Raw genomic sequence first — 22,651 nt, forward strand, 5'->3', positions numbered from 1 at the left:
GCCATGGACGACTCAGACTACCTGCGCCTGCTCACCCTCCAGGCCGAACAAGCCAATGCGTTCCTGTCCAATGCCCGCAAATGGGAACGCGAGCGTTGGGTCTGCCAGCGCCTGCTGCAAGGCTTGAACATTCCCTACCGTAGCGAGGACTTCACCCCCGCCGGGCAAGAGCCGCCGGATGTTTTGTTCCGCGATGCCGCGTTCGAGGTGTTTTTCGTCCTGGATGAGGGGCGTCGCTTGAACGACGAATGGCGCGAGGAGTTGCAGCGGCGGCGCAGTGCGTTTTCCCTGGCGCAATTGGTGCGCCGCGAAGCCCGGCCACGACGGATCGGCGCACCGGAGCTGTTGCAGCGCCTGGCGCCGACCTTGCGCAAGAAGGCGCACAACTACCGCGAGCGCGGGCTGGACCTGGGCGAGCTGGATATCATCGCCTTCACCGCCCTGAAGCGGGAAACACTGGACCTGAACAGCCACTTTCCGGCGCCGACCGAGTATTTGCGCCAGGGGTGGCGGTCGTTGTCGCTGGTCGGGCCGACCTTTGCCCGGGTGATCTTCGCCCATCCGGATGCGCCGGATTTCCTGCGCAGCAATCTGGGGCGCAGCATTGTTTTCGATGTGGGTATCAGCCTTTAGGCCCCCATCGCTGCGGTGCGGCGGTCCGACAAGCCCACAGTATCCGCGGCGCCGCTAATCCCTGTGGGAGCTGGCTTGCCAGCGATGAGGCCCTGAAGATCACCGCAAATCCAGCCTCCTGCAAAAGCAGGATTGGCAGAAACCCGACAGCGGTGATACAAAACGCATCATTCCGCTCCCGAGCAGTTGCCGGCAGGTACGCCAGTGGCAAACGGCTACAGTGAACACTGTAGCTTTCCCACAGTCACAAGCGTCTACCTTGCCGAGGCCACCATGACCAGCCGCCTGACCCCTGAAGACCAGCGACGTGTCGATCAATACCTGCAAGCCCCCATCATCAAGTCGAGCGCAAGCCTTTCCGGCCCTGGCTGCTCCTTGTCCTGGTGGTGGGCGTGACCGTGGGTCTGGGCCTGTTGAGTCGCCTCCTGAGTTTGTTGGTGCTATGAGCTGCCTTGCGCTCGCCCGCTCCGTCCGCCCTGCGCGGACGGTCACTCAGGCCACGAATCCGAATTCCGTAAACCTTATGAGATATCTCCATGACTCACCGTATCGTGATTGTCGGCGGCGGCGCCGGCGGCCTGGAACTGGCGACCCGCCTGGGCAAGACCCTGGGTAAAAAGGCAGCGCCGAGATCACCCTGGTCGACGCCAACCTGACCCACATCTGGAAGCCCCTTCTGCACGAAGTGGCCGCCGGCTCGCTGAACTCCTCGGAAGACGAACTGAACTACGTGGCCCAGGCCAAGTGGAATCACTTCCAGTTCCAGCTCGGGCGCATGAGCGGTCTTGATCGCGCCAGCCAGCAGATCCAGCTCGCCGCCACCCTCGACGAAGAGGGTCGCGAGTTGCTGCCTGCACGTACCCTGGGCTACGACACCCTGGTGATCGCCGTTGGCAGCAATACCAACGACTTCGGCACCCTGGGCGCGGCGCAGCATTGCCTGTTCCTCGATACCCGCAAGCAGGCCGAGCGGTTCCACCAGCAGTTGCTCAACCATTACCTGCGCGCCCATGCCGGTGACCAGGCCAAGGAAAAGATCAGCGTCGCCATCGTCGGCGCCGGTGCCACCGGTGTCGAACTGGCCGCCGAACTGCACCACGCTGCCCATGAACTGGCGGCCTACGGTCTGGACCGGATCAAGCCGGAAGACATGCACATCACCCTCATCGAGGCCGGCCCGCGGGTACTGCCTGCGCTGCCGGAACGCATCAGCGTGCCAGTGCACCAGACCCTGGAAAAACTCGGCGTGAAGGTGATGACCAACGCCGCCGTCAGCGAAGTCAATGCCGACAGCCTGAAGACCGCCAACGGCGACGTGATCGAAGCCGGCCTGAAAGTCTGGGCGGCGGGGATTCGCGCTCCTGCCTTCCTCAAGGATATCGACGGGCTGGAAACCAACCGGATCAACCAGCTGGTGGTGCGCCCCACCCTGCAAACCACCCTGGACGACAATATCTTCGCCTTCGGCGACTGCGCGGCCTGCCCGCAGCCCGGCAGCGACCGCAATGTGCCGCCACGGGCGCAGGCAGCGCATCAGCAGGCCTCGCTGCTGGCGAAAAGCCTGAAGGCTCGCCTGGAAGGCAAACCGCTGGCGACCTACGCCTACCGTGACTACGGCTCGCTGGTATCGCTGTCGCGGTTCTCGGCAGTGGGCAACCTGATGGGTAACCTGACCGGCAGCGTCATGCTCGAAGGCTGGCTGGCGCGGATGTTCTACGTATCGCTGTATCGCATGCACCAGATGGCGCTGTACGGCACGTTCCGCACCTTGATGCTGATGCTCGGCAGCCGGATCGGGCGGGGGACCGAGCCGCGGTTGAAGCTGCACTGATGGCGGTGAGTCATTCAGCCTTTGAGTGACTGACAGGGCCTCATCGCTGCGGTGCGGCGTCCCGACAAGCCAGCTCCCACAGGTTGCGCGTGCGCCACGGACTTTGTGCGATGAGGCCGGAAAGGACAAAGAAAAACCGGGCCCATCAGGGCCCGGTTTTTTTAATGCCCGCTGTGGGCATCGCCGGATTTGCCATCCAGAGAAATCCGTACGTTCTGCATCATGCCCTGGTCCTCGTGGTCGAGGATGTGGCAGTGCAGGACGAACTCGCCGATGTAGCGCTCGTAGCGGGTGTTGACGTAGACGGTGTAGTAGTCGAGCTTGTTCGGATCAGCCTTGTTCTTTACCCCGGGCTTGACGAACAGGGTGTCTTTCCAGACGCCCTTGAGGCCCGCGTACTGCGTATCGCCATCCACGTCCACGGCGCCCGGCTCGCTGAGGTCGGTCTTGCCGTCCGGGCCGATGATCTTCTCGATCTGGAACGGGTTCACGTGGATATGGAACGGATGCCCGGCCAACGCCGACTGCAACTGCCATTGCTGGGCGTTGCCCAGCTTCAGCTCACGGTCAACCACACCCGGCTGGTAGGCCTTGGCGGTTTCCGCTGTTTCGCCGATGGCGAATTGGGTCACCTTTTCCTTGTTCTGGAAGATGTTGAACACCAGTTTCTGCACTTCAGGCTGCAACTCGCTTTGCTCGACGGTACGATGCGGCACGAAGCTGTTGAGCTGAAGGCCGTCCTTCAGGTCCGCGACCACCTTGCTGCGCACCGGGCCTTCAGGCATGTTCTTCTGCGCCGCCGCGATCAAGGTGTTCTTGATGTGCTCCTTGCCATCACTGACCGCCTTGCCTTCGACCTTTACATAACCCAGCAATTGAGGCGTGTTGTTTTCCTGGGAGACGCTGCCCGCCTGTGGCGAAGATTCGTCGATCAGGCAGTATCCGCCGTCGCTCGGGAAGGACACCAGCAGGTCGTGGCGATAGCCTGGCTGCAGCGTCACGGTCTCCTTGCCCTGGGCCTTGGCGTAGGTCAGGCCATCGGCGGCAATCACCTCGTACGGCACGGTCTCGCCGGTGCAGCTCTGGTCGATGAAGGCCTTGGCAGCGTCGATGGCGTCGCTCTGCGGCGTCTCGAGCGTGCTCAACTGCTTGTTATCCTTCAGCTTGACGATTTTCAGGGTGATGGTGTCGCGGATGCCGGCATGCACCAGGCGCCAGCGCTGGACTTCACCGGTCCGCGCCGTGAATACCGGTTGCACCAGGCCGTTGATGCTGGTGTAGCGGCCGGAGCGCTGCCACTCTTTCGGGCTGAACTGGTCATAGGACTTGACCACGCCGATCTCGCCCTCCTTGCAACTCCAGTCGACCACTTCGATTTCCTGGCCCTTTTCCACGATCTTTTTCTTCTTGACCGGGCCCTCGCCCTTGTCACCGACGCAGGCATAGGGAATCTGCTGCATCACCAGCAGCCGCTCAGGGAATTCCTGCCCCTTGATCGGCTTGAGCAGTGTGTCGATGTCACCGTTACGTACGATGGCGCCGCTCTTGTCGGCCTTTGGCAAGCGATCGCCACGAATCACCAGGGCGCCAGCCATGCCGCTGCCCACCTGCAAAGCCGTGGAGCCGTGCAGATGCGGGTGATACCAGAAGGTACCGGCCGGATGGTCTGACGGGATGTTGTATTCGTATTGGAATTTTTGCTCGGGATTGATCTTGAGCAGCACGTTATCGCTATTGCCCGCCGGACTGACCCACAGGCCATGGGAGTGCAGGTTGGTGCCGTTGAAACAGTGAGGATTGTTCATTTTCGCCGGATCGGTGGCCGTGCAGGTCTCATCCGGTGGAAGACGGTTATCCAGGTTGATACGCACCGTGTCACCCGGTGTGACGTCGATCGTCGGCGCGACGAACGGCACCTGCGGGTCGACATCGGTACCGGTGTAGCTGCGCAGGTACACCGGCACGTAGGTTCTGGTACCCGGGTTATAGATGGTGTTGTGGGTGTACTGGATCACCAGGTCCAGCAATCGCTCGCGACCGGCGTGGGGTTGCGGAGCGGCATTGACCGGCTGCTCCGCGCTCATCAGCAGCGTGCCACGGGCCGCCTCCAGGGTCGGCGCGGCCTGTTCGAGGGAGGGAGGGTTATTGAAAGCACGTTCCTGCGCAGCCTGGGCCGTCGCTGCGGCGCACATCAACGCCAATGCGCTCAGGGCGAGGTGCCTGTGTCGGTGAAGTCCTGTCATGCCAATGCTCCTGCATAGTCGAAATAAGGCGAACCTGGCAGGCTCCCCGCCTGCCAGGATTGGCCATGGCGCAGGGAAAGGCACGGAAAGGAGTCCGTGAAAGAAATGGCTAAGTGCTATCCCTGCGCAGCCAACCCTAGTGAAGGTCGGTGCAGAAGCGCAACAGGAAGGGGCAGGAAAAGGTCATTGCAAAAACGAAAAAGGGCACCCTTGCGAGGTGCCCTTTTTCTGAAGATGGTCGGGGTAAGGGGATTCGAACTCCTGACATCCTGCTCCCAAAGCAGGCGCGCTACCGGACTGCGCTATACCCCGGTAAAAAAAAGGCACCGATGAAGGCGCCTTTTTTACGACTGGGCGCTAATGGCGTTCCAGTCTTTTAAGATTCGAACCCAGCGAACCGGATTCGAAAATGGTGGGTCGTGTAGGATTCGAACCTACGACCAATTGGTTAAAAGCCAACTGCTCTACCAACTGAGCTAACGACCCAAAAATGGTCGGGGTAAGGGGATTCGAACTCCTGACATCCTGCTCCCAAAGCAGGCGCGCTACCGGACTGCGCTATACCCCGGCTTGAAATTTGGCTCCGCGACCTGGACTCGAACCAGGGACCCAATGATTAACAGTCATTTGCTCTACCGACTGAGCTATCGCGGAACATCAATTTCATCTACTGCAATTTCGAACGCTGTATCACTACCGCTTCGAACCCATCGACCTTGTGCATCGCTGCGTTCATGTCTCTGAGGCGCGTCATTCTACAACCTTCAAAACCTTTGTCAACCCCCAATTTGCATTCAACTTACTGATTTGCAACTTGTTTTCAGATTTCCAAAACTGCCTGGAAACCGGGATGACTTACAGCGGGGCGCACTTTACAAGCACTCGAAAGAAAATGCAAAGAAAAAAGGCCCCGAATTTCGGGGCCTTCATCCAAGCTGCGGAAAATCAGGCGAAAACGATCTCCTCGCCTTCCACTTTCGCCGTGATCGCAGTGCCCGGCAGGAAGCGGCCCGCCAGGATCAACTGCGCCAGCGGGTTCTCGATCCAGCGCTGGATCGCCCGTTTCAGCGGCCGAGCGCCATAGACCGGGTCGTAGCCGACGGCGATCAGCTTGTCCAGGGCTTCCGGGCTCAGCTCCAGGCTCAGCTCGCGCTCGGCCAGTCGGCTGCGCAGGCGTCCGAGCTGGATTTGCGTAATGCCGGCAATCTGGTCGCGGCCCAGAGGCTCGAAGACCACCACTTCGTCAATCCGGTTGATGAACTCCGGCCGGAAGTGCGCGCCCACGGCATCCATCACCGCAGCACGCTGCGCCTCACGGTCGCCCACCAGATCCTGGATCTGCGCCGAACCGAGGTTGGAGGTCATGACGATCACGGTGTTGCGGAAGTCCACCGTGCGTCCGTGGCTGTCAGTCAGGCGACCGTCTTCCAGCACCTGAAGAAGCACGTTGAACACATCCGGGTGAGCCTTCTCCACCTCGTCCAGCAGCACCACCGAATACGGTTTGCGCCGCACGGCCTCGGTCAGGTAACCACCCTCTTCATAACCCACATAGCCTGGCGGGGCGCCGATCAAACGAGCCACGGAGTGTTTTTCCATGAACTCGGACATGTCGATGCGCACCATGGCCTCCTCGGTATCGAAGAGAAACTCGGCCAAGGCCTTGCACAGTTCGGTCTTGCCGACACCGGTCGGGCCGAGGAAGAGGAACGAGCCACTCGGACGGTTCGGGTCGGACAGCCCGGCGCGGGAGCGCCGCACCGCATTGGCGACTGCCACCACCGCCTCTTCCTGGCCGATTACCCGCTCGTGCAGAAGGCTTTCCATCTTCAGCAGTTTTTCCCGCTCGCCTTCAAGCATCTTCGACACCGGGATACCGGTCCACTTCGAGACGACTTCGGCGATTTCCTCCTCGGTCACCTTGTTGCGCAGCAGCTGGTTATCGGCCTTGCCGTGCTGGTCGACCATCTGCAGGCTGCGCTCCAGATCGGGAATGACCCCGTACTGCAACTCGGCCATGCGGCTCAGATCGCCCTTGCGCCGGGCTGCTTCCAGCTCCTGGCGGGATTGCTCGATCTTCTGCTGGATCTGCGCCGAACCTTGCACCTCGGCCTTCTCGGACGTCCACACCTCTTCCAGATCGGCGTATTCGCGCTCTAGGCGGGCGATTTCCTCGGTCAGTTTCTCCAGGCGCTTGAGCGCAGCTTCGTCGTCTTCCTTCTTCAACGCCTGGGATTCCACCTTGAGCTGAATCAGGCGGCGCTCCAGACGGTCCAGCACTTCCGGCTTGGAGTCGATTTCCATGCGAATACGGCTGGCGGCTTCGTCGATCAGGTCGATGGCCTTGTCCGGCAACTGCCGGTCGGTGATGTAGCGATGGCTGAGTTTGGCCGCAGCAATGATGGCACCGTCGGTGATCGCCACCTTGTGGTGCACTTCATAGCGCTCCTTGAGGCCACGAAGGATGGCGATGGTGTCTTCCTCGCTCGGCTCTTCCACCAGCACTTTCTGGAAACGCCGCTCCAGCGCCGCGTCCTTCTCGATGTACTGGCGGTATTCGTTCAGCGTGGTGGCGCCGACGCAATGCAGCTCGCCACGGGCCAGGGCCGGCTTGAGCATGTTGCCGGCATCCATGGAGCCTTCGCCCTTGCCGGCGCCGACCATGGTATGCAGTTCGTCGATGAACAGGATGATCTGGCCTTCCTGCTTGGACAGCTCGTTGAGCAACGCTTTCAGGCGCTCCTCGAACTCGCCGCGGAACTTGGCGCCCGCGATCAGTGCGCCCATGTCCAGGGACAGCAGGCGCTTGCCCTTGAGGCCATCCGGTACTTCGCCATTGATGATGCGCTGGGCCAGGCCCTCGGCGATGGCGGTTTTACCCACGCCGGGCTCGCCGATCAATACCGGGTTGTTCTTGGTACGCCGCTGCAGGACCTGGATCGTACGGCGGATCTCGTCGTCACGGCCGATCACCGGATCGAGCTTGCCGTCCTCGGCACGCTTGGTCAGGTCGACGGTGTACTTGTCCAGGGCCTGGCGCGACTCTTCGGCGTTAGGGTCATTCACCGCCTCGCCACCGCGCAGGTTGCTGATGGCATTCTCCAGGGCCTTCTTGCTCACGCCCTGGCTCAGCAGCAACTTGCCGAGCTTGCTGTTCTCGTCCATGGCGGCGAGCAGCACCAGCTCGCTGGAGATGAACTGGTCACCCTTCTGCTGGGCCAGGCGATCGGCCTGGTTGAGCAGGCGCGCCAGGTCCTGCGACATGTTCACGTCGCCAGTGGGGTTCTGGATCTTCGGCAACTGGTCGAGTTCCTTGCTCAACGCAGCCCGCAAGCCATTGACGTCGAAACCGACCTGCATCAGCAGCGGTTTGATCGAACCGCCCTGCTGGTCGATCAGGGCCTGCAACAGGTGGACGGGCTCGATGGCAGGATGGTCCATGCCAACGGCCAGGGATTGGGAATCGGATAACGCCAGCTGTAACTTGCTGGTCAAACGGTCTATACGCATGAGTTACCTTCCTATAAAGGGCAGGCCGGAGCGATGGACACACCTGATGAAGAAAAGCCTGCCTGAGATACCCTCTAGATAGGGATCATTCTGGAAGATTCAAGCGTAGACGGGTTGACGCAGGTCAGCGTGATTCGAGCCAGACCAGGGAGGCGAAGCGACCGGTGGTGGAAGCACGGCGATAGGAGAAGAAGCGTGGGTCGCTCACGGTGCAGTAACCGCCACCATGAACGGCAGTGACGCCGCGCGCCGCAAGACGGATGCGCGCCAGCTGGTAGATATCGGCCATGAACTTGCCCGGCTGCGCGCCTGCAACGAAGGCTGCATCCGCATCGGGATGGGTTGCGATGAACGCCTCGCGAACCTCGGCACCCACTTCGAAGGCTTGCGGACCGATGGCCGGGCCGAGCCACACCAGCACATCGGCAGGATCGGTAGCGAGGGTGTCGAGCGTGGCTTCCAGCACACCACCTGCCAGGCCGCGCCAGCCGGCATGGGCTGCGGCCACCCGGGTACCGGCGCGATCGCAGAACAGGGCGGGAAGGCAATCGGCGGTCATCACGGCGCAGGCGATGCCGGGCGTGTCGGTCCAGCTGGCATCCGCCTCGTCGATCACCTGCGGGTTGGCATAGGCGACGGCAAGGCCGTGTACCTGCTTGAGCCAGGCCGGTCGGGCGGCACATTCATCGGTGAGACGGCGACGATTTTCGGCCACCGCGCCTGGCGCATCGCCGACATGGTCACCCAGGTTGAAGGTGTCATAGGGAGCAAGACTGACCCCACCCGCGCGCGTGGTCACGCACGCACGGACTCCGGCTGGCGCAGGCCAGTCCGGAATCAGCAGGCTTGGGGCCAGGTCGCTCATCCGATGAAGGCCTCGCGATCCTGCTTGAGCAACGACAGCAGCCAGACGAAATCATCCGGCAGCGGAGACTCCCACTTCATGCGCTTGCCGGTCTCCGGATGCTCCAGTTCGAGGAAGCGCGCGTGCAGGGCCTGGCGCGGGAAGGTCTTGACCGCCTCGACCATGGTCGGGCTGGCGGCCGGCGGAATGCGGAAGCGCCCGCCGTAGACGGGGTCGCCAACCAGCGGAAAGTTGACGTGGGCCATGTGCACGCGGATCTGGTGGGTACGACCGGTTTCCAGCTTGACCCGCACGTGGGTGTGGGAGCGGAAGCGCTCGAGCACGCGATAGTGGCTGACCGCCGGCTTGCCGCCCTCGGTCACCGCCATGCGCTGGCGCTGGCCGCCGTGGCGGCCGATCGGCGCGTTGATCTTGCCACCGGCGGTGACCACGCCAACCACGATGCATTCATAGATGCGGCTGACCGTGCGGCTCTGCAACTGGGTGACCAGGCTGGTCTGCGCTTCCAGTGTCTTGGCCACCACCATCAGACCGGTGGTGTCCTTGTCGAGGCGGTGCACGATACCCGCGCGCGGCACGTTGATGATCCCCGGCACATGGTGCAGCAAGGCGTTGAGCAGGGTGCCGTCGGCATGGCCCGCAGCCGGGTGGACCACCAGGCCAGCAGGCTTGTTGATCACCAGGATCTGGTCGTCTTCGTAGACGATGTCCAGCTCGATATCCTGGGCCACCCACTCGCCCTGGGCTTCCTGTTCGGCCTGCAGCGCCAGCACGGAACCGCCGTGCACGATGTCACGGGGCCGCATGACGTTGCCGTCGACGGTCAGCAGGCCGTCCTTGATCCAGGCGGACAGACGCGAGCGCGAATGCTCGGCGAACAATTGGGCGGCGACCTGGTCGAGGCGTTGCCCGCCCATTTCGGACGGTACCTCTGCGCTAAGTTGAATGATCTCGGACATGCTCTGACAAGGCGACGGCACAGCCTTTGGTTTCGGCTGCGCGCTTGTGGTTAAATACGGCGTCTTTTGCCCCGGGTGTGCTCCACGGGGTGCTCATCATAACAGGACGGCCGTGCCCAAGACAGCGGCCGTCATAGGGACGCAAGCCGCCATGCAAGTGAAACACCTGCTGCTGATCGCCATCCTCGGACTCACCGCTGCTTGTTCTTCGAAGGAAGTCGTCGACGAAAACCTGAGCGAAGCCGAGCTGTACCAGCAGGCGCAGGCCGACCTGGACAACCACAGCTATACCAGCGCCACTTCCAAGCTGAAGGCCCTGGAGTCCCGCTATCCGTTCGGTCGCTACGCCGACCAGGCGCAGCTGGAGCTGATCTACGCGAACTACAAGAACGCCGAGCCGGAAGCAGCCAAGTCCGCGGCCGAGCGCTTCATCCGCCTGCACCCGCAGCACCCGAACGTCGATTACGCCTACTACCTGAAGGGCCTCACCTCGTTCGACCAGGACCGCGGCCTGCTGGCGCGCTTCCTGCCGCTGGACATGACCAAGCGCGACCCGGGTGCCGCCCGCGACTCCTACAACGAGTTCGCCCAGCTCACCAGCCGCTTCCCGAACAGCCGCTACGCGCCGGACGCCAAGCAGCGCATGATCTACCTGCGCAACCTGCTGGCGTCCTATGAAATCCACGTTGCCGACTACTACCTGACCCGCCAGGCCTATGTCGCCGCCGCCAACCGTGGCCGCTACGTGGTCGAGAACTTCCAGGAAACCCCATCGGTCGGCGACGGCCTGGCAGTGATGACCGAAGCCTACCAGCGCCTGCACCTGGACGACCTGGCCGCCACCAGCCTGGAAACCCTGAAGCTGAACTACCCTGACCATCCGAGCCTGGTCGATGGCCAGTTCGTTCCGCGTCAGGAAGAGGCCGACAACCGCTCCTGGCTGTCCAAGGCCACCCTGGGCCTGATCAACACTGCCACGCCGTTGCCACCGGGCGAAACCCGCGCCAACCAGGACGTGATCAAGCAGTACGAAGACGCCAAGGAAGCCATTCCGGAGGAATTGCTGCCGAAGGAAGGCGACGCCGTGGAGGAAGAGAATCATGAAGCCGAAGGCAACAATGACGACCGCTCCTGGTTCAGCTACATGACGTTCGGCGTGTTTGACTGATCGCAACCGAATACAAAAAAGGGAAGCTTGGGCTTCCCTTTTTTATTGGCCGCGACTGACGGCTCTTCTACACTGCCGCATCTTCACTGAATAAGCTGGACATCATGGTTCGCCTACTTTTCTGGATTGCCCTGATCGCCGCCGCCTTCTGGCTTTGGCGCAAATTCAAGGCCGGCAACGCCTCCTCGTCGAAGCCACAGCAGGACGCCACGCTCAAGATGGTGCGTTGCGCCCATTGCGGCGTGCACCTGCCCAACGACCGCGCGCTGCACCGTGGCAACGAGTGGTATTGCAGCACTGCACACCTCGAACAAGGCCCTAGCGAAAAGCGCTGAGGCCTGAGTAAAGAGGTCAGATCGCCTGCAAGCGTCCTTGCGGCGCGTAGGGTGCCGGATCGATGATCGGCTCGCGTCCGGCCAGCAGGTCGCTGAACAACTGGCATGAAGCTGGGGCCAGCACCAGGCCATTGCGGTAATGCCCGCAGTTCAGCCACAGCCCTTCGCAGCCAGGGACCCGGCCGATGTAGGGCACACCCTCCGGCGAGCCCGGACGCAACCCGGCCCAATGACCTGCCAGCTCGGCGCCAGCCAATGCCGGAACCAGCTCGATGGCAGAGGCCCGTAGACTGTCCAGGGCTTCGTCGGTCGGGGTTTTATCGTAGCCGGCATGCTCCAGCGTGCTACCCACCAGGATATGCCCGTCTCGCCGCGGAATCGCGTAGCGTCCTTTGGCCAGGACCATGCTCGGCAGGAAATCCTCCGCGCACTTGAACAGGATCATCTGTCCTTTCACCGGTACCACTGGCAACTCGAAGCCCAAGGGCCGCAACAGGTCGCCGCTCCAGGCGCCAGCAGTCAGCACCACCTCATCGGCGGCGATGACACCTTCGACCGTTTCCACGCCAGCGATACGCTCACCTTCGCGGATGAAACCGGTCACCGGGCAATGTTCTTTCAGGATCACGTTCGGCAGTTTCTGCAACGCCGCCTTGAGCGACTTGAGCAAGCGGGGATTGCGCACATTGGCGACCCCGGCCATGTAGACGGCGCTGGCGAAACCGGGCCCAAGGACTGGCACGGCCGAATAGGCTTCGGCTACCGCCACCTTGCTCAACGGCCGCCCTTCCCTTCTGGCCCAGGCCAGCGCTTCGGCCTCGTCGTTCAGGTCCAGCCAATACAGACCGGTCACATGGACCTGTGGATCGATGCCGGTGGCAGCATGCAGGCGATCGCCGAGCTGTGGATAGAAATCCTGCGACCAATGCGCCAGGGCCGTGACCGCCGGGCTGTAGCGCCACGGGTAGAGCGGCGACACGATACCGCCGCCGGCCCAGGACGACTCGCCGCCCAGCCCGCCTTTGTCGCAGACGACGACCTGATCGACTTCCGCGGCCAGGTTGAATGCCGTCAGCAGGCCGATCACACCGCCACCCACAATCACTACTTGCTTGCTCATCTGTAGATCCAGTACCCGAAATGAACCGCGACGCCACACTGGCGCCATGAATGCCTTCAACCACCCCAGCAGCCGTTGCCAGCATCTGCGTCGCTACCGGGATTGCCGCGCACGCCACGATGATCCAGCTCGAAGTCACCACACACATCGAAGGCCATCGCACCATCCGGGCGCCGGGTGGCGCTCAGCAGGAAGCTGTCGGCTTCGCGCCGGGCATTCAGGCGGTAGTGGGCGTTTCCGTCCGGCAGCGGGACAATCGACGCCTCGGTATCGAGGTAACGGCCGGTACGGGAATGATGCTGCTCCAGGTGCTGCGCGCTTTCGTACAGGATTGCGCTTATTTCCGTGCGCGCGGCCTTGCGAACCATCTCGCTGTAGCCGGGGTAGGCAATGCCCGCCAGCATGCCGACCAGCGCGACGACAATCAACACCTCGATCAGGCTCAGGCCGTTCTGCATGCGCTGCATCAAGACTCTCCCGGTAGCTGGCGCCAGAGGATGCGGCGGGCGGGGCCGTGATCGGGCGAGAGTGGCCAGGCCACGACGCTTTCCAGGGTGATCCGGGCCTGGCGTTCTTCGGCGCTGGCGGTAATACGGAACAGGGTGACGGGTAGACCTGCCGGCACGCCAACGGCCTTGCTGGTTTGACCAAGGTTCTGGATGAGGTAGCGGCCCGTACCGACCTGCTGCCAGCCGGATGGGGGTGTTCCGCCGAGGCGGGCTTCGGCGGTGGACAGAAGATCCTCTGCGGTCTCGAAGGCCTGAATCGAAGCCAGCAGGTTGCTGGCAATACGGGTTTGCTGGGTGCTGGCCTGGATGGCGAAACAGCCGAGGATGCCCAACAGGACCAATAGAATCATGACCAGTGCCAGTACTGCGCCTCGTTGCATTTTTCTTGCCTGGCGCGGACCTGTGGGAGCTGGCTTGCCAGCGATAGCGGTGGTGAATTCACTATTGCTATCGCTGCGGTTCGGCGGTCCGACAAGCCAGCTCCCACAGGGTTCGCGTCGCTTTTGATTACTGGGCATTACGCAGGACCACGGTGAGTTCGTAAGTCTGCGGGCGCACCCGCTGTCCGGGATCCTCCAACGTCAGGCTGAGCAGCATCCGATCCTCATCCCGACGAACACCGAATCGCCCGATATTGTCGACCAGCACCGCACTGCTGCCCCCACTGCCAAGCAACAGGCTACGACCGTCGAGTCGGTAGGTCTGCTGACGGATGGGCACCGCGAACTGGCCGGGGCCGGCGGTTGCACGGCCTTTCACAACCGTGGCGCTGGCCAGGCAATCGGTCGTCAGCGTCCAGTCGGGAGCGCCAGCCAGCTCGCCCCACTGGGCGCTGATCAGGGTCAGGCTTCGCAATCCACCCTCAGCAGTGTGATCAACCCGGATCGGCTGCTCGAACAACCGCGCTGTAGCTGCATCAGGAAAGCCGATGGAGTCCTGACGCAGGCAGCCAAACATCCCGGCCATGCGAATATCCCCCGCCATTCGGTGCAACACCAAACGCGCATCCTCCTGCAACCGCGCCGCCGCTTCCTGCACCGTCCAGCTGTGCAAGGCGCCGATAAATACCCGGCTCCCCCAACCAAAAGCAACAACCCCAGGCTCAGCGCGAGGAGCATCTCGACCAGACTGAAGCCCGCCGCTGCCTTCATCGCGAAGCCCCCAATTCGATGGAACGCGCCTCTCCCCCACCGCGCTCGTCGCTCCAGCTCAGCAGTACACCATTTCCGCGCAATGTACCCCGCGCCGAAGCGCCAGCGAAGGCCGCGAGCTGCCGCTGAAACTCATCCTGATCGCGACCATCGACGCCGCGGACCGAGCGCGTTCGCTCCCGCATGCCATGAGCGATAAATGCCGCCTGGCTGACCATTCGCGCACTGTCTGTCCCTTGCACCGAGCGCAACTGCAGACCCGCCGCTCCCAGCAGCCCAAGCGCCAGCACCACCTGCGCCACCATCACCTCGATCAGGGTAACCCCCTGCTGTCGCTTCCCTGCCATACCTGCCTCCTGCGAACTTTCCCCGGCAAAACGCAACCCTGGCCGACTCGACATCACCCGACCCGACGCAGGAACCTAAGCGAAGCACTTCCAGGGAGGAACGCACGATGAAGCAACAGGGAGTAACACTGATCCAGATGCTGTTCGCAGTCGGCCTACTGGCCCTTCTGACACAGCTGGGAACATCGGCCTACGGAAAAATGAGCCACGACTTGCAACAGCAGGCCGTCGCCGAGAGCCTCGCCCAAGCACTGCGCGCCACACGCAGCGAAGCGTTGCTGCGCAACCGGGTGGTCGTGCTGCAAGCATTGGAGGATGACTGGAGCAAAGGCTGGAAGATGCTGCCGGAACAGGCAGGCACGCCATTGTTACGAGAATATTCGATGAGGGGTGGAATCAAGGTGATCGGTAATCAACCGGTCGCGCGGAGAGTGCGATTCAGCGGACTGGGCGCACCACTGCGCGAGAGAGGAGCCTTCCAGGCCGGCACCCTGCTGGTATGCGGGGTGCCCGGACAGGAACGCCTGTATCAGGTCCGGCTGTCGCCCAGCGGCCGGGTCAGAGTGGAGCATGCACCACCCGACCAGCCGCTATGCAACCGGGATATCAACTGATTGTACGAACCCGCAATTCCTTGGGCATGGAGAAGGTAACATTCTCCTCACGGCCATCGAGCTCTTCCGCTCCGCTGGCTCCCCACTCGCGCAGTTGCTGGATCACACCACGCACCAGCACTTCCGGCGCCGAAGCCCCGGCGGTGATGCCGACCCGCTCGACACCGTCGAACCAGTTGCGCTGCAGATCCTCGGCACCATCGATCAGGTAGGCCGGGGTGGACATGCGCTCGGCCAACTCGCGCAGGCGATTGGAGTTGGAGCTGTTCGGGCTGCCGACCACCAGCACCACGTCGCACTCGTCGGCCAGCTGCTTCACCGCATCCTGACGGTTCTGGGTGGCGTAGCAGATGTCGTCCTTGCGCGGCCCGCCGATGCTCGGGAAGCGCGTGCGGAGGGCATCGATAACGCGACTGGTGTCGTCCATCGACAGCGTAGTCTGGGTCACGAACGCCAGTCTATCGGGGTTGCGCACCTCGAGCCTGGCAACATCGTCCTCGTCTTCGACCAGATAGATGGAGCCACCATTGCTGTCGTCGTACTGGCCCATGGTGCCTTCGACTTCCGGGTGCCCGGCATGGCCAATCAGGATGCATTCCTTGCCGTCGCGGCTGTAGCGTGCGACTTCGATATGCACCTTGGTCACCAACGGACAGGTGGCGTCGAACACCTTCAGGCCGCGCCCGGCAGCCTCCTGGCGCACGGCCTGGGAAACACCATGGGCACTGAAGATGACAATTACGTCGTCCGGAACCTGGTCCAGCTCTTCGACGAAGATGGCCCCGCGGGCGCGCAGGTCTTCGACGACGAACTTGTTGTGCACCACTTCGTGACGCACATAGATCGGCGGCCCGAAGACTTCCAGCGCACGGTTGACGATTTCGATCGCCCGGTCCACGCCGGCACAGAAGCCACGAGGGTTGGCGAGTTTGATCTGCATGAGGGACTCCCGGCTCAGACGGCCTTCACGTCGAGGATTTCCACCTCGAAGTTCAGGGTCTTGCCAGCCAGTGGGTGGTTGAAATCGACGGTCACCTGGGCATCGTCGAAAGCCTTTACCACACCGGGCAGTTCAGTGTTGGCAGCATCGTTGAAGATGACCAGCAGGCCTTCGGAAAGCTCCATGTCCTGGAACTGCGAACGCGGCATGATCTGCACGTTCTGCGGATTGGGCTGACCGAAGGCGTTTTCCGGGATCACGGTGACGCTGCGCTTGTCGCCGGCCTTGAAGCCGAAGATCGCCGCTTCGAAACCGGGAAGCAGGTTGCCATCGCCGACCTTGAACACCGCCGGAGCCTTGTCGAAGGTACTGTCGACGGTATCGCCGTTTTCCAGATGCAGGGCGAAGTGCAGGGTGACTTCGGTGTTCTGGCCGATACGGATGTCACTCATGGACAGGTTCTCCGGACTTTTTGCTCTTGAACATATCCAGCGCCAGCATCACCGCACCGACGGTAATGGCGCTGTCGGCCAGGTTGAAGGCCGGGAAGTACCAGCGGTTCTGCCAGTGCACGAGGATGAAATCGATCACGTGGCCGAGCACGATACGGTCGTACAGGTTGCCCAATGCGCCCCCGAGGACCAGGGCCAGGGCAATCGCCAGCCAGGTCTCTCCGCGCCCCAGGCGCTTGAGCCAGACCACCAGCACCGCACTGACCACCACGGCGATCAGGGCGAACAGCCAGCGCTGCCAGCCGGAGCTGTCGGCAAGGAAGCTGAAGGCGGCGCCGGTATTGTAGGCCAGGGTCCAGCTGAAGTAGTCGGGAATGACCACGATCTGCTGGTACATGCTCAGCGAGTTTTCGAAATGGAACTTGCTGGCCTGGTCGAGGACCAGGACCAGCGCGCTCAGCCAGAGCCAGGCGAGGCGGCCGAACCGCCCCGCAGACACATTAGGCATAGTGACGCACCTCGCCGTTACCGCTGATGTTGTCCACGCAACGACCGCAGATTTCCGGATGTTCCGGGTTGATGCCGACATCGGCGCGGAAGTGCCAGCAACGGCCGCACTTGGCATGCGCGGACTTGACCACCTTCAGCTTCAGGCCGGAAACCTCGGTGACCACGGCATCGGCAGGCGCTTCGACGAACGGCGCGACGCTTGCAGCGGAGGTGATCAGCACGAAGCGCAGCTCGTTGCCCAGCCTGGTCAGGTCGTTGCCCAGGGCCTCGTCGGCGAACAGGGTCACTTCGGCCTGCAGGTTGCCACCGATGGCCTTGGCCGAACGCTGGTTCTCGAGCTCCTTGTTGACGGCAGCCTTGACCGCCATCACGCGATCCCAGTAGGCGCGGTCCAGCTCGGTGCCTACCGGCAGCTCGCTCAGGCCCTGGTACCAGGTGTTGAGCATCACCGACTCGTTGCGCTCGCCTGGCAGGTACTGCCACAGCTCGTCCGCGGTGAACGACAGGATAGGCGCGATCCAGCGCACCAGCGCTTCGGCGATGTGGTACAGCGCGGTCTGGCAGGAACGACGGGCAACGCTGTTGGCACCGGTGGTGTACTGGCGGTCCTTGATGATGTCCAGGTAGAAGCCGCCCAGCTCCTGCACGCAGAAGTTGTGGATCTTCGAGTAGACGTTCCAGAAGCGGTATTCGCCGTAGTGCTCTTCCAGCTCGCGTTGCAGCAGGAGGGTACGGTCTACGGCCCAGCGATCCAGCGCCAGCATGTCTTCGGCCGGCAGCAGGTCGCGGGCCGGGTCGAAGCCGGACAGGTTGGAAAGCAGGAAGCGCGCGGTGTTGCGGATGCGGCGATAGGCATCGGCGCTGCGCTGCAGGATCTGCTCGGAAACCGCCATCTCGCCCGAGTAATCGGTGGCGGACACCCACAGGCGCAGGATGTCGGCACCCAGGGTGTCATTGACCTTCTGCGGCTCGATGGTGTTGCCCAGCGACTTGGACATCTTGCGACCGTTCTCGTCGACGGTGAAGCCGTGGGTCAGCAGCTCGCGGTAGGGCGCGTGGTTGTCGATGGCGCAGCCGGTCAGCAACGAGGAATGGAACCAACCGCGGTGCTGGTCGGAACCTTCCAGGTACAGGTCGGCGCGCGGGCCGGTCTCGTGGCCGATGTTGTGCGAACCGCGCAGCACATGCCAGTGGGTGGTGCCGGAGTCGAACCAGACGTCGAGGGTGTCGGCGATCTTGTCGTATTGGCCGGCCTCGTCACCGAGCAGCTCGGCGGCGTCCATCTTGAACCAGGCCTCGATGCCTTCCTGCTCGACGCGCTTGGCCACTTCCTCCATCAGCTCGACGGTGCGCGGGTGCAGCTCGCCGGTCTGCTTGTGCAGGAAGAACGGGATCGGCACACCCCAGTTGCGCTGGCGCGAGATGCACCAGTCGGGACGGTTGGCGATCATCGAATGCAGGCGCGCCTGGCCCCAGGCCGGGACGAACCTGGTGTCTTCGATGGCTTTCAGGGCGCGTGCGCGCAGGGTGTCGCCATTGTTCGGCTGCTTGTCCATGCCGACGAACCACTGCGCGGTGGCGCGGTAGATCAGCGGGGTCTTGTGGCGCCAGCAGTGCATGTAGCTATGGCTGATGGTCTCGGTGAACATCAGCGCACCGACTTCGGCCAGCTTCTCGACGATATGCGGGTTGGCCTTCCAGATGAACTGGCCGCCGAAGAACTCCAGCGAATCGACGTAGACACCGTTGCTCTGCACAGGCGTGAGGATGTCGTCGTTGACCATGCCGTAGCGCTTGCAAGTGACGAAGTCGTCTTCACCGTAGGCCGGAGCGGAGTGGACCACGCCGGTACCGGCGCCCAGCTCGACGTAGTCGGCCAGGTAGACCGGCGACAGGCGATCGTACAGCGGGTGACGGAAATTGATCAGTTCCAGGGCCGAACCCGGGCGGTGGCGATGACCGAACCTTCCAGGGAGAATCGCTTCAGGCAGGATTCGACCAGCTCTTCGGCAAGGATCAACAGCTTGTCGCCGACATCGACCAGGGCATAGGTGAACTCCGGATGGATGTTCAGCGCCTGGTTGGCGGGGATGGTCCACGGGGTGGTGGTCCAGATCACGATGGAGGCCGGCTTGCCCAGGGACGCCAGGCCGAACGCGGCGGCCAGCTTGTCTTCATCGACCGCCTTGAAGGCGACATCGATGGTCTGGGATTTCTTGTCGGCGTACTCGACCTCGGCCTCGGCCAGGGCCGAACCGCAATCGAAGCACCAGTTCACCGGCTTCAGGCCCTTGAACACGAAGCCGTGCTTGACCATCTCCGCCAGGGCGCGGATTTCGCCGGCCTCGTTGGCGAAGCTCATGGTCTTGTATGGGTTGTCCCAGTCGCCCAACACGCCCAGGCGGATGAATTCGGCCTTCTGGCCTTCGATCTGCTCGGCAGCGTAGGCACGGCACAGCTCGCGGGTCTTGTCCGCCGTCAGGTTCTTGCCATGGGTGACCTCGACCTTGTGCTCGATCGGCAGGCCGTGGCAGTCCCAGCCCGGAACGTAAGGCGCGTCGAAGCCCGACAGGGTCTTCGAGCGGATGATCATGTCCTTGAGGATCTTGTTGAGCGCGTGACCGATATGGATCTTGCCGTTGGCATAGGGAGGGCCGTCGTGCAGGACGAACTTCGGACGATCCTTGCCAATCTCGCGCAGCTTCCGGTACAGGCCAATACTGTCCCAACGCTGCAGGATCTGCGGTTCGCGCTGTGGCAGGCCGGCCTTCATGGGGAAGGCGGTGTCCGGAAGGTTTAGCGTGGCTTTATAGTCGGTCATTTCAGGCTCTTGGTTAGCGGTTGAGCGTGCCAATGGGCACGAGCGGCGGCGATATCCGCATCGATCGCCGACTTGAGCGCCTCCAGGGAGGCGAAGCGCTGCTCTTCACGCAGCTTGTGGTGGAATTCCACCGTCAGGCGCCGGCCATACAGATCACCGGCGAAATCCAGCAAATGCACTTCGAGGTGGGCGCTACCGTCGCCGGCGACGGTGGGACGCACGCCAATATTGGCGACACCCGGCCACACCTTGCCGTCGATCTGCACACTGACCAGGTAGACCCCGCTCAGTGGCACGCGACGGCGCTTGAGTTGTACGTTGGCGGTGGGCGTACCCAACTGCCGGGCCAGCTTCTGCCCATGCAGGACCCGCCCGCCGATACGGAACGGCCGCCCCAGCAGGCGCTCGGCCAGGGCGAAGTCCGCCGCGGCCAGGGCATCACGCACCTGGGTGCTGCTGACCCGCAGGCCATCCAGCTCGACGGTCCGCGCCGCTTCTACAGTGAAGCCGTAGCGCTGGCCGGCGTCCTGCAGGAAGGCGAAGTCGCCGAGGCGGTCGCAGCCGAAGCGGAAGTCGTCGCCAACCTCCAGATGCTTCACGCCGAGGCCGTCGACCAGGATGGTCTCGACGAACTCGTCGGCGCCAAGCTTGCTCAAGCGCTGGTTGAAGGCCAGGCACAGGACCCGATCGACCCCTTCCGCGGCAAGCAGGGCAACCTTGTCACGCAGGCGTGCCAGGCGTGCCGGGGCGGTTTCCGGGGCAAAGTACTCGCGCGGCTGCGGCTCGAAAATCACCACGCAGCTGGGCACGCCCAACTCCACCGCACGCTCGCGCAGTCGCGCCAGGATGGCCTGGTGACCGCGATGAACTCCATCGAAGTTGCCAATGGTAGCAACACAGCCCCGATGCCGGGGGCGAAGGTTTTGAAGGCCTCGAACCAGCTGCATAACGCGCTTCTTGCTCATAAAGTGGTCGATTATAACCATACCCGGGCGCCGACGACAGGCAACAGCACCTCGCCAGCACGCCGATTTCACCAAACCGACGCCTGACCTGCGCCGCCCGTCAGTGCAGGGCCTTGCGGGCGAAGTCCCGGGGCGGAAGCCGAACAGGAACAGGCAGCCAAAATAAGTCACGACGCCTGCGACAATCAGTCCTCCCAGGCGCAGGAAGCGCATCGGCATCTCCCCTTGTGCCCAGGGTGGCATGAACTGCATGCCGACCAGCAGCACGGCGCACATCAGCAACACCGCGATCACCAGCTTGACCAGGAAAGCGGTCCAGCCAGGCTGCGGCTCGAACAGGCGCTGCTGGCGCAGTTTCCAGTACAACAGGCCTGCGTTGAGGCAGGCACCGACACTGATCGCCAGGGCCAGACCGGCATGCTGCAACGGGCCGATGAACACCAGGTTGAGCAATTGCGTCGACACCAGGGTAAACAGGGCGATCTTCACTGGCGTACGGATGTTCTGCTGGGCATAGAAGCCAGGGGCCAGCACCTTGATCATGATGATGCCAAGCAGGCCCACCGAATAGGCGATCAGCGCGCGCTGGGTCATCTGCGCATCGAATGCGCCGAACTTGCCATATTGGAACAGTGCCACGGTCAGCGGCTCGGACAGAATCGCCAGGGCCAGGGAACAGGGCAGCACCAGCAGGAAGCACAGGCGCAGGCCCCAATCGAGAATCTGCGAGTATTGCTGGCGGTCCTTGTTGGCGTAGGTCTTGGCCAGGGTCGGCAGAAGGATGGTACCCAGGGCCACGCCAAGCACGCCGGAGGGCAATTCCATCAGGCGATCGGCGTAGTACATCCAGGACACGGAGCCGGCGACCAGGAACGAGGCGAAGATGGTGTTGATGATCAGCGAGATCTGGCTGACCGAAACTCCCAGGATGGCCGGCAACATCTGCTTCAGCACGCGCCAGACGCCGGTATCGCGCAGATTCAGGCGCGGCAGCACAAGCATGCCGATCTTCTTCAGATGGGGGAGTTGGAAGGCTAGCTGCAACACCCCGCCGACCAGCACGGCCCACCCCAGGGCCATGACCGGTGGATCGAAGTACGGCGTGAGGAACAGCGCGAACACGATCATCGCGACGTTGAGCAGGGTTGGTACGAAGGCCGGGACCGAGAAGCGGTTCCAGGTATTGAGGATCGCGCCTGCCAGGGACGACAGCGAGATCAGCAATATATAAGGAAAAGTCACGCGCAACAGATCGGTGGTCAGCTGGAATTTCTCCGCACTGTCGACGAAACCCGGCGCCGTGGCCCAGACGATCCACGGCGCAGCCAGCACGCCAAGGGCGGTGACCAGGGCCAGGACCAGGGTGAGCAAGCCAGCGACGTAGGCGACGAAGGTGCGGGTCGCCTCCTCCCCCTGCTGGGTCTTGTACTCGGCCAGAATCGGGACGAACGCCTGGGAAAAAGCGCCCTCGGCGAAGATCCGGCGCAGCAGGTTGGGCAGCTTGAAGGCGATGAAGAAGGCGTCGGTGGCCACGCCGGCGCCGAAGATGCGCGCCAGGATGGTGTCACGGACGAAGCCCAGAACCCGCGACACCATGGTGATGGAACTGACCGCAGCCAAGGATTTGAGGAGATTCATCGAAAGTTTTTCACGTCGTGGGATGAAGTGCAGGCCGAAC

General features: G+C 62.8%; 17 protein-coding genes, 4 tRNA genes and 4 pseudogenes. 6 read left to right on the plus strand and 19 right to left on the minus strand.

Features of this window, described 5'->3' with window-relative positions; genetic code table 11:
- Nucleotides 1-3: 3 nt before the first annotated feature.
- From CSV86_RS29680 to CSV86_RS29690, 3 genes and pseudogenes are all read left to right on the plus strand, one after another.
- On the plus strand, nt 4-633 hold the full coding sequence (locus CSV86_RS29680) for a DUF1780 domain-containing protein (protein WP_009403501.1): 630 nt from the start codon (nt 4-6) through the stop codon (nt 631-633).
- Nucleotides 634-906: 273 nt separating this feature from the next.
- Nucleotides 907-1,079 (plus strand): annotated as a pseudogene (locus CSV86_RS29685) (DUF3094 family protein).
- Nucleotides 1,080-1,169: 90 nt separating this feature from the next.
- A pseudogene (locus tag CSV86_RS29690) lies at nt 1,170-2,464 on the plus strand (NAD(P)/FAD-dependent oxidoreductase).
- 161 nt (nt 2,465-2,625) lie between these two features.
- Here CSV86_RS29690 and CSV86_RS29695 read toward each other — a convergent pair.
- The 8 genes from CSV86_RS29695 to rluD all read right to left on the minus strand — a co-directional run bounded on the left by CSV86_RS29695 (nt 2,626) and on the right by rluD (nt 10,041).
- Nucleotides 2,626-4,707: a multicopper oxidase family protein gene (locus tag CSV86_RS29695; RefSeq protein WP_037061513.1), complete on the minus strand. Its 2,082-nt coding sequence runs from the start codon at nt 4,705-4,707 to the stop codon at nt 2,626-2,628.
- 235 nt (nt 4,708-4,942) lie between these two features.
- A tRNA-Pro gene (locus CSV86_RS29700) sits at nt 4,943-5,019 on the minus strand.
- A gap of 98 nt (nt 5,020-5,117) precedes the next feature.
- Nucleotides 5,118-5,193, minus strand: a tRNA-Lys gene (locus CSV86_RS29705).
- A gap of 5 nt (nt 5,194-5,198) precedes the next feature.
- A tRNA-Pro gene (locus tag CSV86_RS29710) sits at nt 5,199-5,275 on the minus strand.
- 10 nt (nt 5,276-5,285) lie between these two features.
- Nucleotides 5,286-5,361, minus strand: a tRNA-Asn gene (locus CSV86_RS29715).
- Between the two features lie 291 nt (nt 5,362-5,652).
- The gene (gene clpB / locus CSV86_RS29720; protein ID WP_009403508.1) at nt 5,653-8,217 is read right to left on the minus strand and encodes an ATP-dependent chaperone ClpB; all 2,565 of its coding nucleotides are present in this window, start codon (nt 8,215-8,217) and stop codon (nt 5,653-5,655) included.
- Nucleotides 8,218-8,341: 124 nt separating this feature from the next.
- Nucleotides 8,342-9,082: a peptidoglycan editing factor PgeF gene (pgeF, locus tag CSV86_RS29725; protein WP_009403510.1), complete on the minus strand. Its 741-nt coding sequence runs from the start codon at nt 9,080-9,082 to the stop codon at nt 8,342-8,344.
- Entirely contained in the window at nt 9,079-10,041 is a 963-nt protein-coding gene (gene rluD / locus CSV86_RS29730) for a 23S rRNA pseudouridine(1911/1915/1917) synthase RluD (protein WP_009403512.1), read from the minus strand. Before rluD ends, pgeF begins: the two co-directional genes overlap by 4 nt.
- A gap of 151 nt (nt 10,042-10,192) precedes the next feature.
- Here rluD and CSV86_RS29735 point away from each other — a divergent pair, with 151 nt between their 5' ends.
- Both CSV86_RS29735 and CSV86_RS29740 read left to right on the plus strand, forming a co-directional pair.
- On the plus strand, nt 10,193-11,209 hold the full coding sequence (locus CSV86_RS29735) for an outer membrane protein assembly factor BamD (protein ID WP_009403514.1): 1,017 nt from the start codon (nt 10,193-10,195) through the stop codon (nt 11,207-11,209).
- 104 nt (nt 11,210-11,313) lie between these two features.
- Nucleotides 11,314-11,544, plus strand: a complete 231-nt coding sequence (locus tag CSV86_RS29740; RefSeq protein WP_009403516.1) for a PP0621 family protein — start codon at nt 11,314-11,316, stop codon at nt 11,542-11,544.
- Between the two features lie 16 nt (nt 11,545-11,560).
- On the opposite strand, the gene thiO is transcribed toward CSV86_RS29740, so the two are convergent.
- The 5 genes from thiO to pilV all read right to left on the minus strand — a co-directional run bounded on the left by thiO (nt 11,561) and on the right by pilV (nt 14,671).
- On the minus strand, nt 11,561-12,664 hold the full coding sequence (gene thiO, locus CSV86_RS29745; RefSeq protein WP_009403517.1) for a glycine oxidase ThiO: 1,104 nt from the start codon (nt 12,662-12,664) through the stop codon (nt 11,561-11,563).
- Nucleotides 12,665-12,720: 56 nt separating this feature from the next.
- A complete protein-coding gene (locus CSV86_RS29750) occupies nt 12,721-13,131 on the minus strand; it encodes a type IV pilin protein (RefSeq protein ID WP_009403518.1) in 411 nt (136 codons plus the stop codon).
- The gene (locus tag CSV86_RS29755) at nt 13,131-13,691 is read right to left on the minus strand and encodes a PilX N-terminal domain-containing pilus assembly protein (RefSeq protein ID WP_080604788.1); all 561 of its coding nucleotides are present in this window, start codon (nt 13,689-13,691) and stop codon (nt 13,131-13,133) included. The genes CSV86_RS29750 and CSV86_RS29755 overlap by 1 nt, the downstream gene beginning before the upstream one ends.
- Nucleotides 13,681-14,226, minus strand: a complete 546-nt coding sequence (locus CSV86_RS29760; RefSeq protein ID WP_240160684.1) for a PilW family protein — start codon at nt 14,224-14,226, stop codon at nt 13,681-13,683. The genes CSV86_RS29755 and CSV86_RS29760 overlap by 11 nt, the downstream gene beginning before the upstream one ends.
- 94 nt (nt 14,227-14,320) lie before the next feature.
- A complete protein-coding gene (gene pilV, locus CSV86_RS29765) occupies nt 14,321-14,671 on the minus strand; it encodes a type IV pilus modification protein PilV (protein ID WP_009403521.1) in 351 nt (116 codons plus the stop codon).
- A 107-nt stretch (nt 14,672-14,778) separates the two neighbouring features.
- Between pilV and CSV86_RS29770 the strand changes: the two genes are divergently transcribed.
- Complete coding sequence (locus CSV86_RS29770; RefSeq protein ID WP_009403523.1) at nt 14,779-15,285, plus strand: GspH/FimT family pseudopilin; 507 nt, start codon at nt 14,779-14,781, stop codon at nt 15,283-15,285.
- Here CSV86_RS29770 and ispH read toward each other — a convergent pair.
- From ispH to murJ, 6 genes and pseudogenes are all read right to left on the minus strand, one after another.
- The gene (gene ispH / locus CSV86_RS29775) at nt 15,278-16,225 is read right to left on the minus strand and encodes a 4-hydroxy-3-methylbut-2-enyl diphosphate reductase (RefSeq protein WP_009403524.1); all 948 of its coding nucleotides are present in this window, start codon (nt 16,223-16,225) and stop codon (nt 15,278-15,280) included. The genes CSV86_RS29770 and ispH overlap by 8 nt on opposite strands.
- A gap of 14 nt (nt 16,226-16,239) precedes the next feature.
- Complete coding sequence (fkpB, locus tag CSV86_RS29780; protein WP_009403525.1) at nt 16,240-16,677, minus strand: FKBP-type peptidyl-prolyl cis-trans isomerase; 438 nt, start codon at nt 16,675-16,677, stop codon at nt 16,240-16,242.
- On the minus strand, nt 16,670-17,185 hold the full coding sequence (gene lspA / locus CSV86_RS29785; protein ID WP_009403526.1) for a signal peptidase II: 516 nt from the start codon (nt 17,183-17,185) through the stop codon (nt 16,670-16,672). The genes fkpB and lspA overlap by 8 nt, the downstream gene beginning before the upstream one ends.
- Nucleotides 17,178-20,008 (minus strand): annotated as a pseudogene (ileS, locus tag CSV86_RS29790) (isoleucine--tRNA ligase). The gene lspA and the pseudogene ileS overlap by 8 nt, the downstream one beginning before the upstream one ends.
- Nucleotides 20,005-20,955: a bifunctional riboflavin kinase/FAD synthetase gene (ribF, locus tag CSV86_RS29795; protein WP_009403528.1), complete on the minus strand. Its 951-nt coding sequence runs from the start codon at nt 20,953-20,955 to the stop codon at nt 20,005-20,007. Before ribF ends, ileS begins: the two are co-directional and overlap by 4 nt.
- A 118-nt stretch (nt 20,956-21,073) precedes the next feature.
- Nucleotides 21,074-22,611, minus strand: a pseudogene (gene murJ, locus CSV86_RS29800) (murein biosynthesis integral membrane protein MurJ).
- Nucleotides 22,612-22,651 lie beyond the last annotated feature (40 nt).

It is taken from the genome of Pseudomonas bharatica CSV86, assembly GCF_000319305.2.
Classification (GTDB): domain Bacteria; phylum Pseudomonadota; class Gammaproteobacteria; order Pseudomonadales; family Pseudomonadaceae; genus Aquipseudomonas; species Aquipseudomonas bharatica.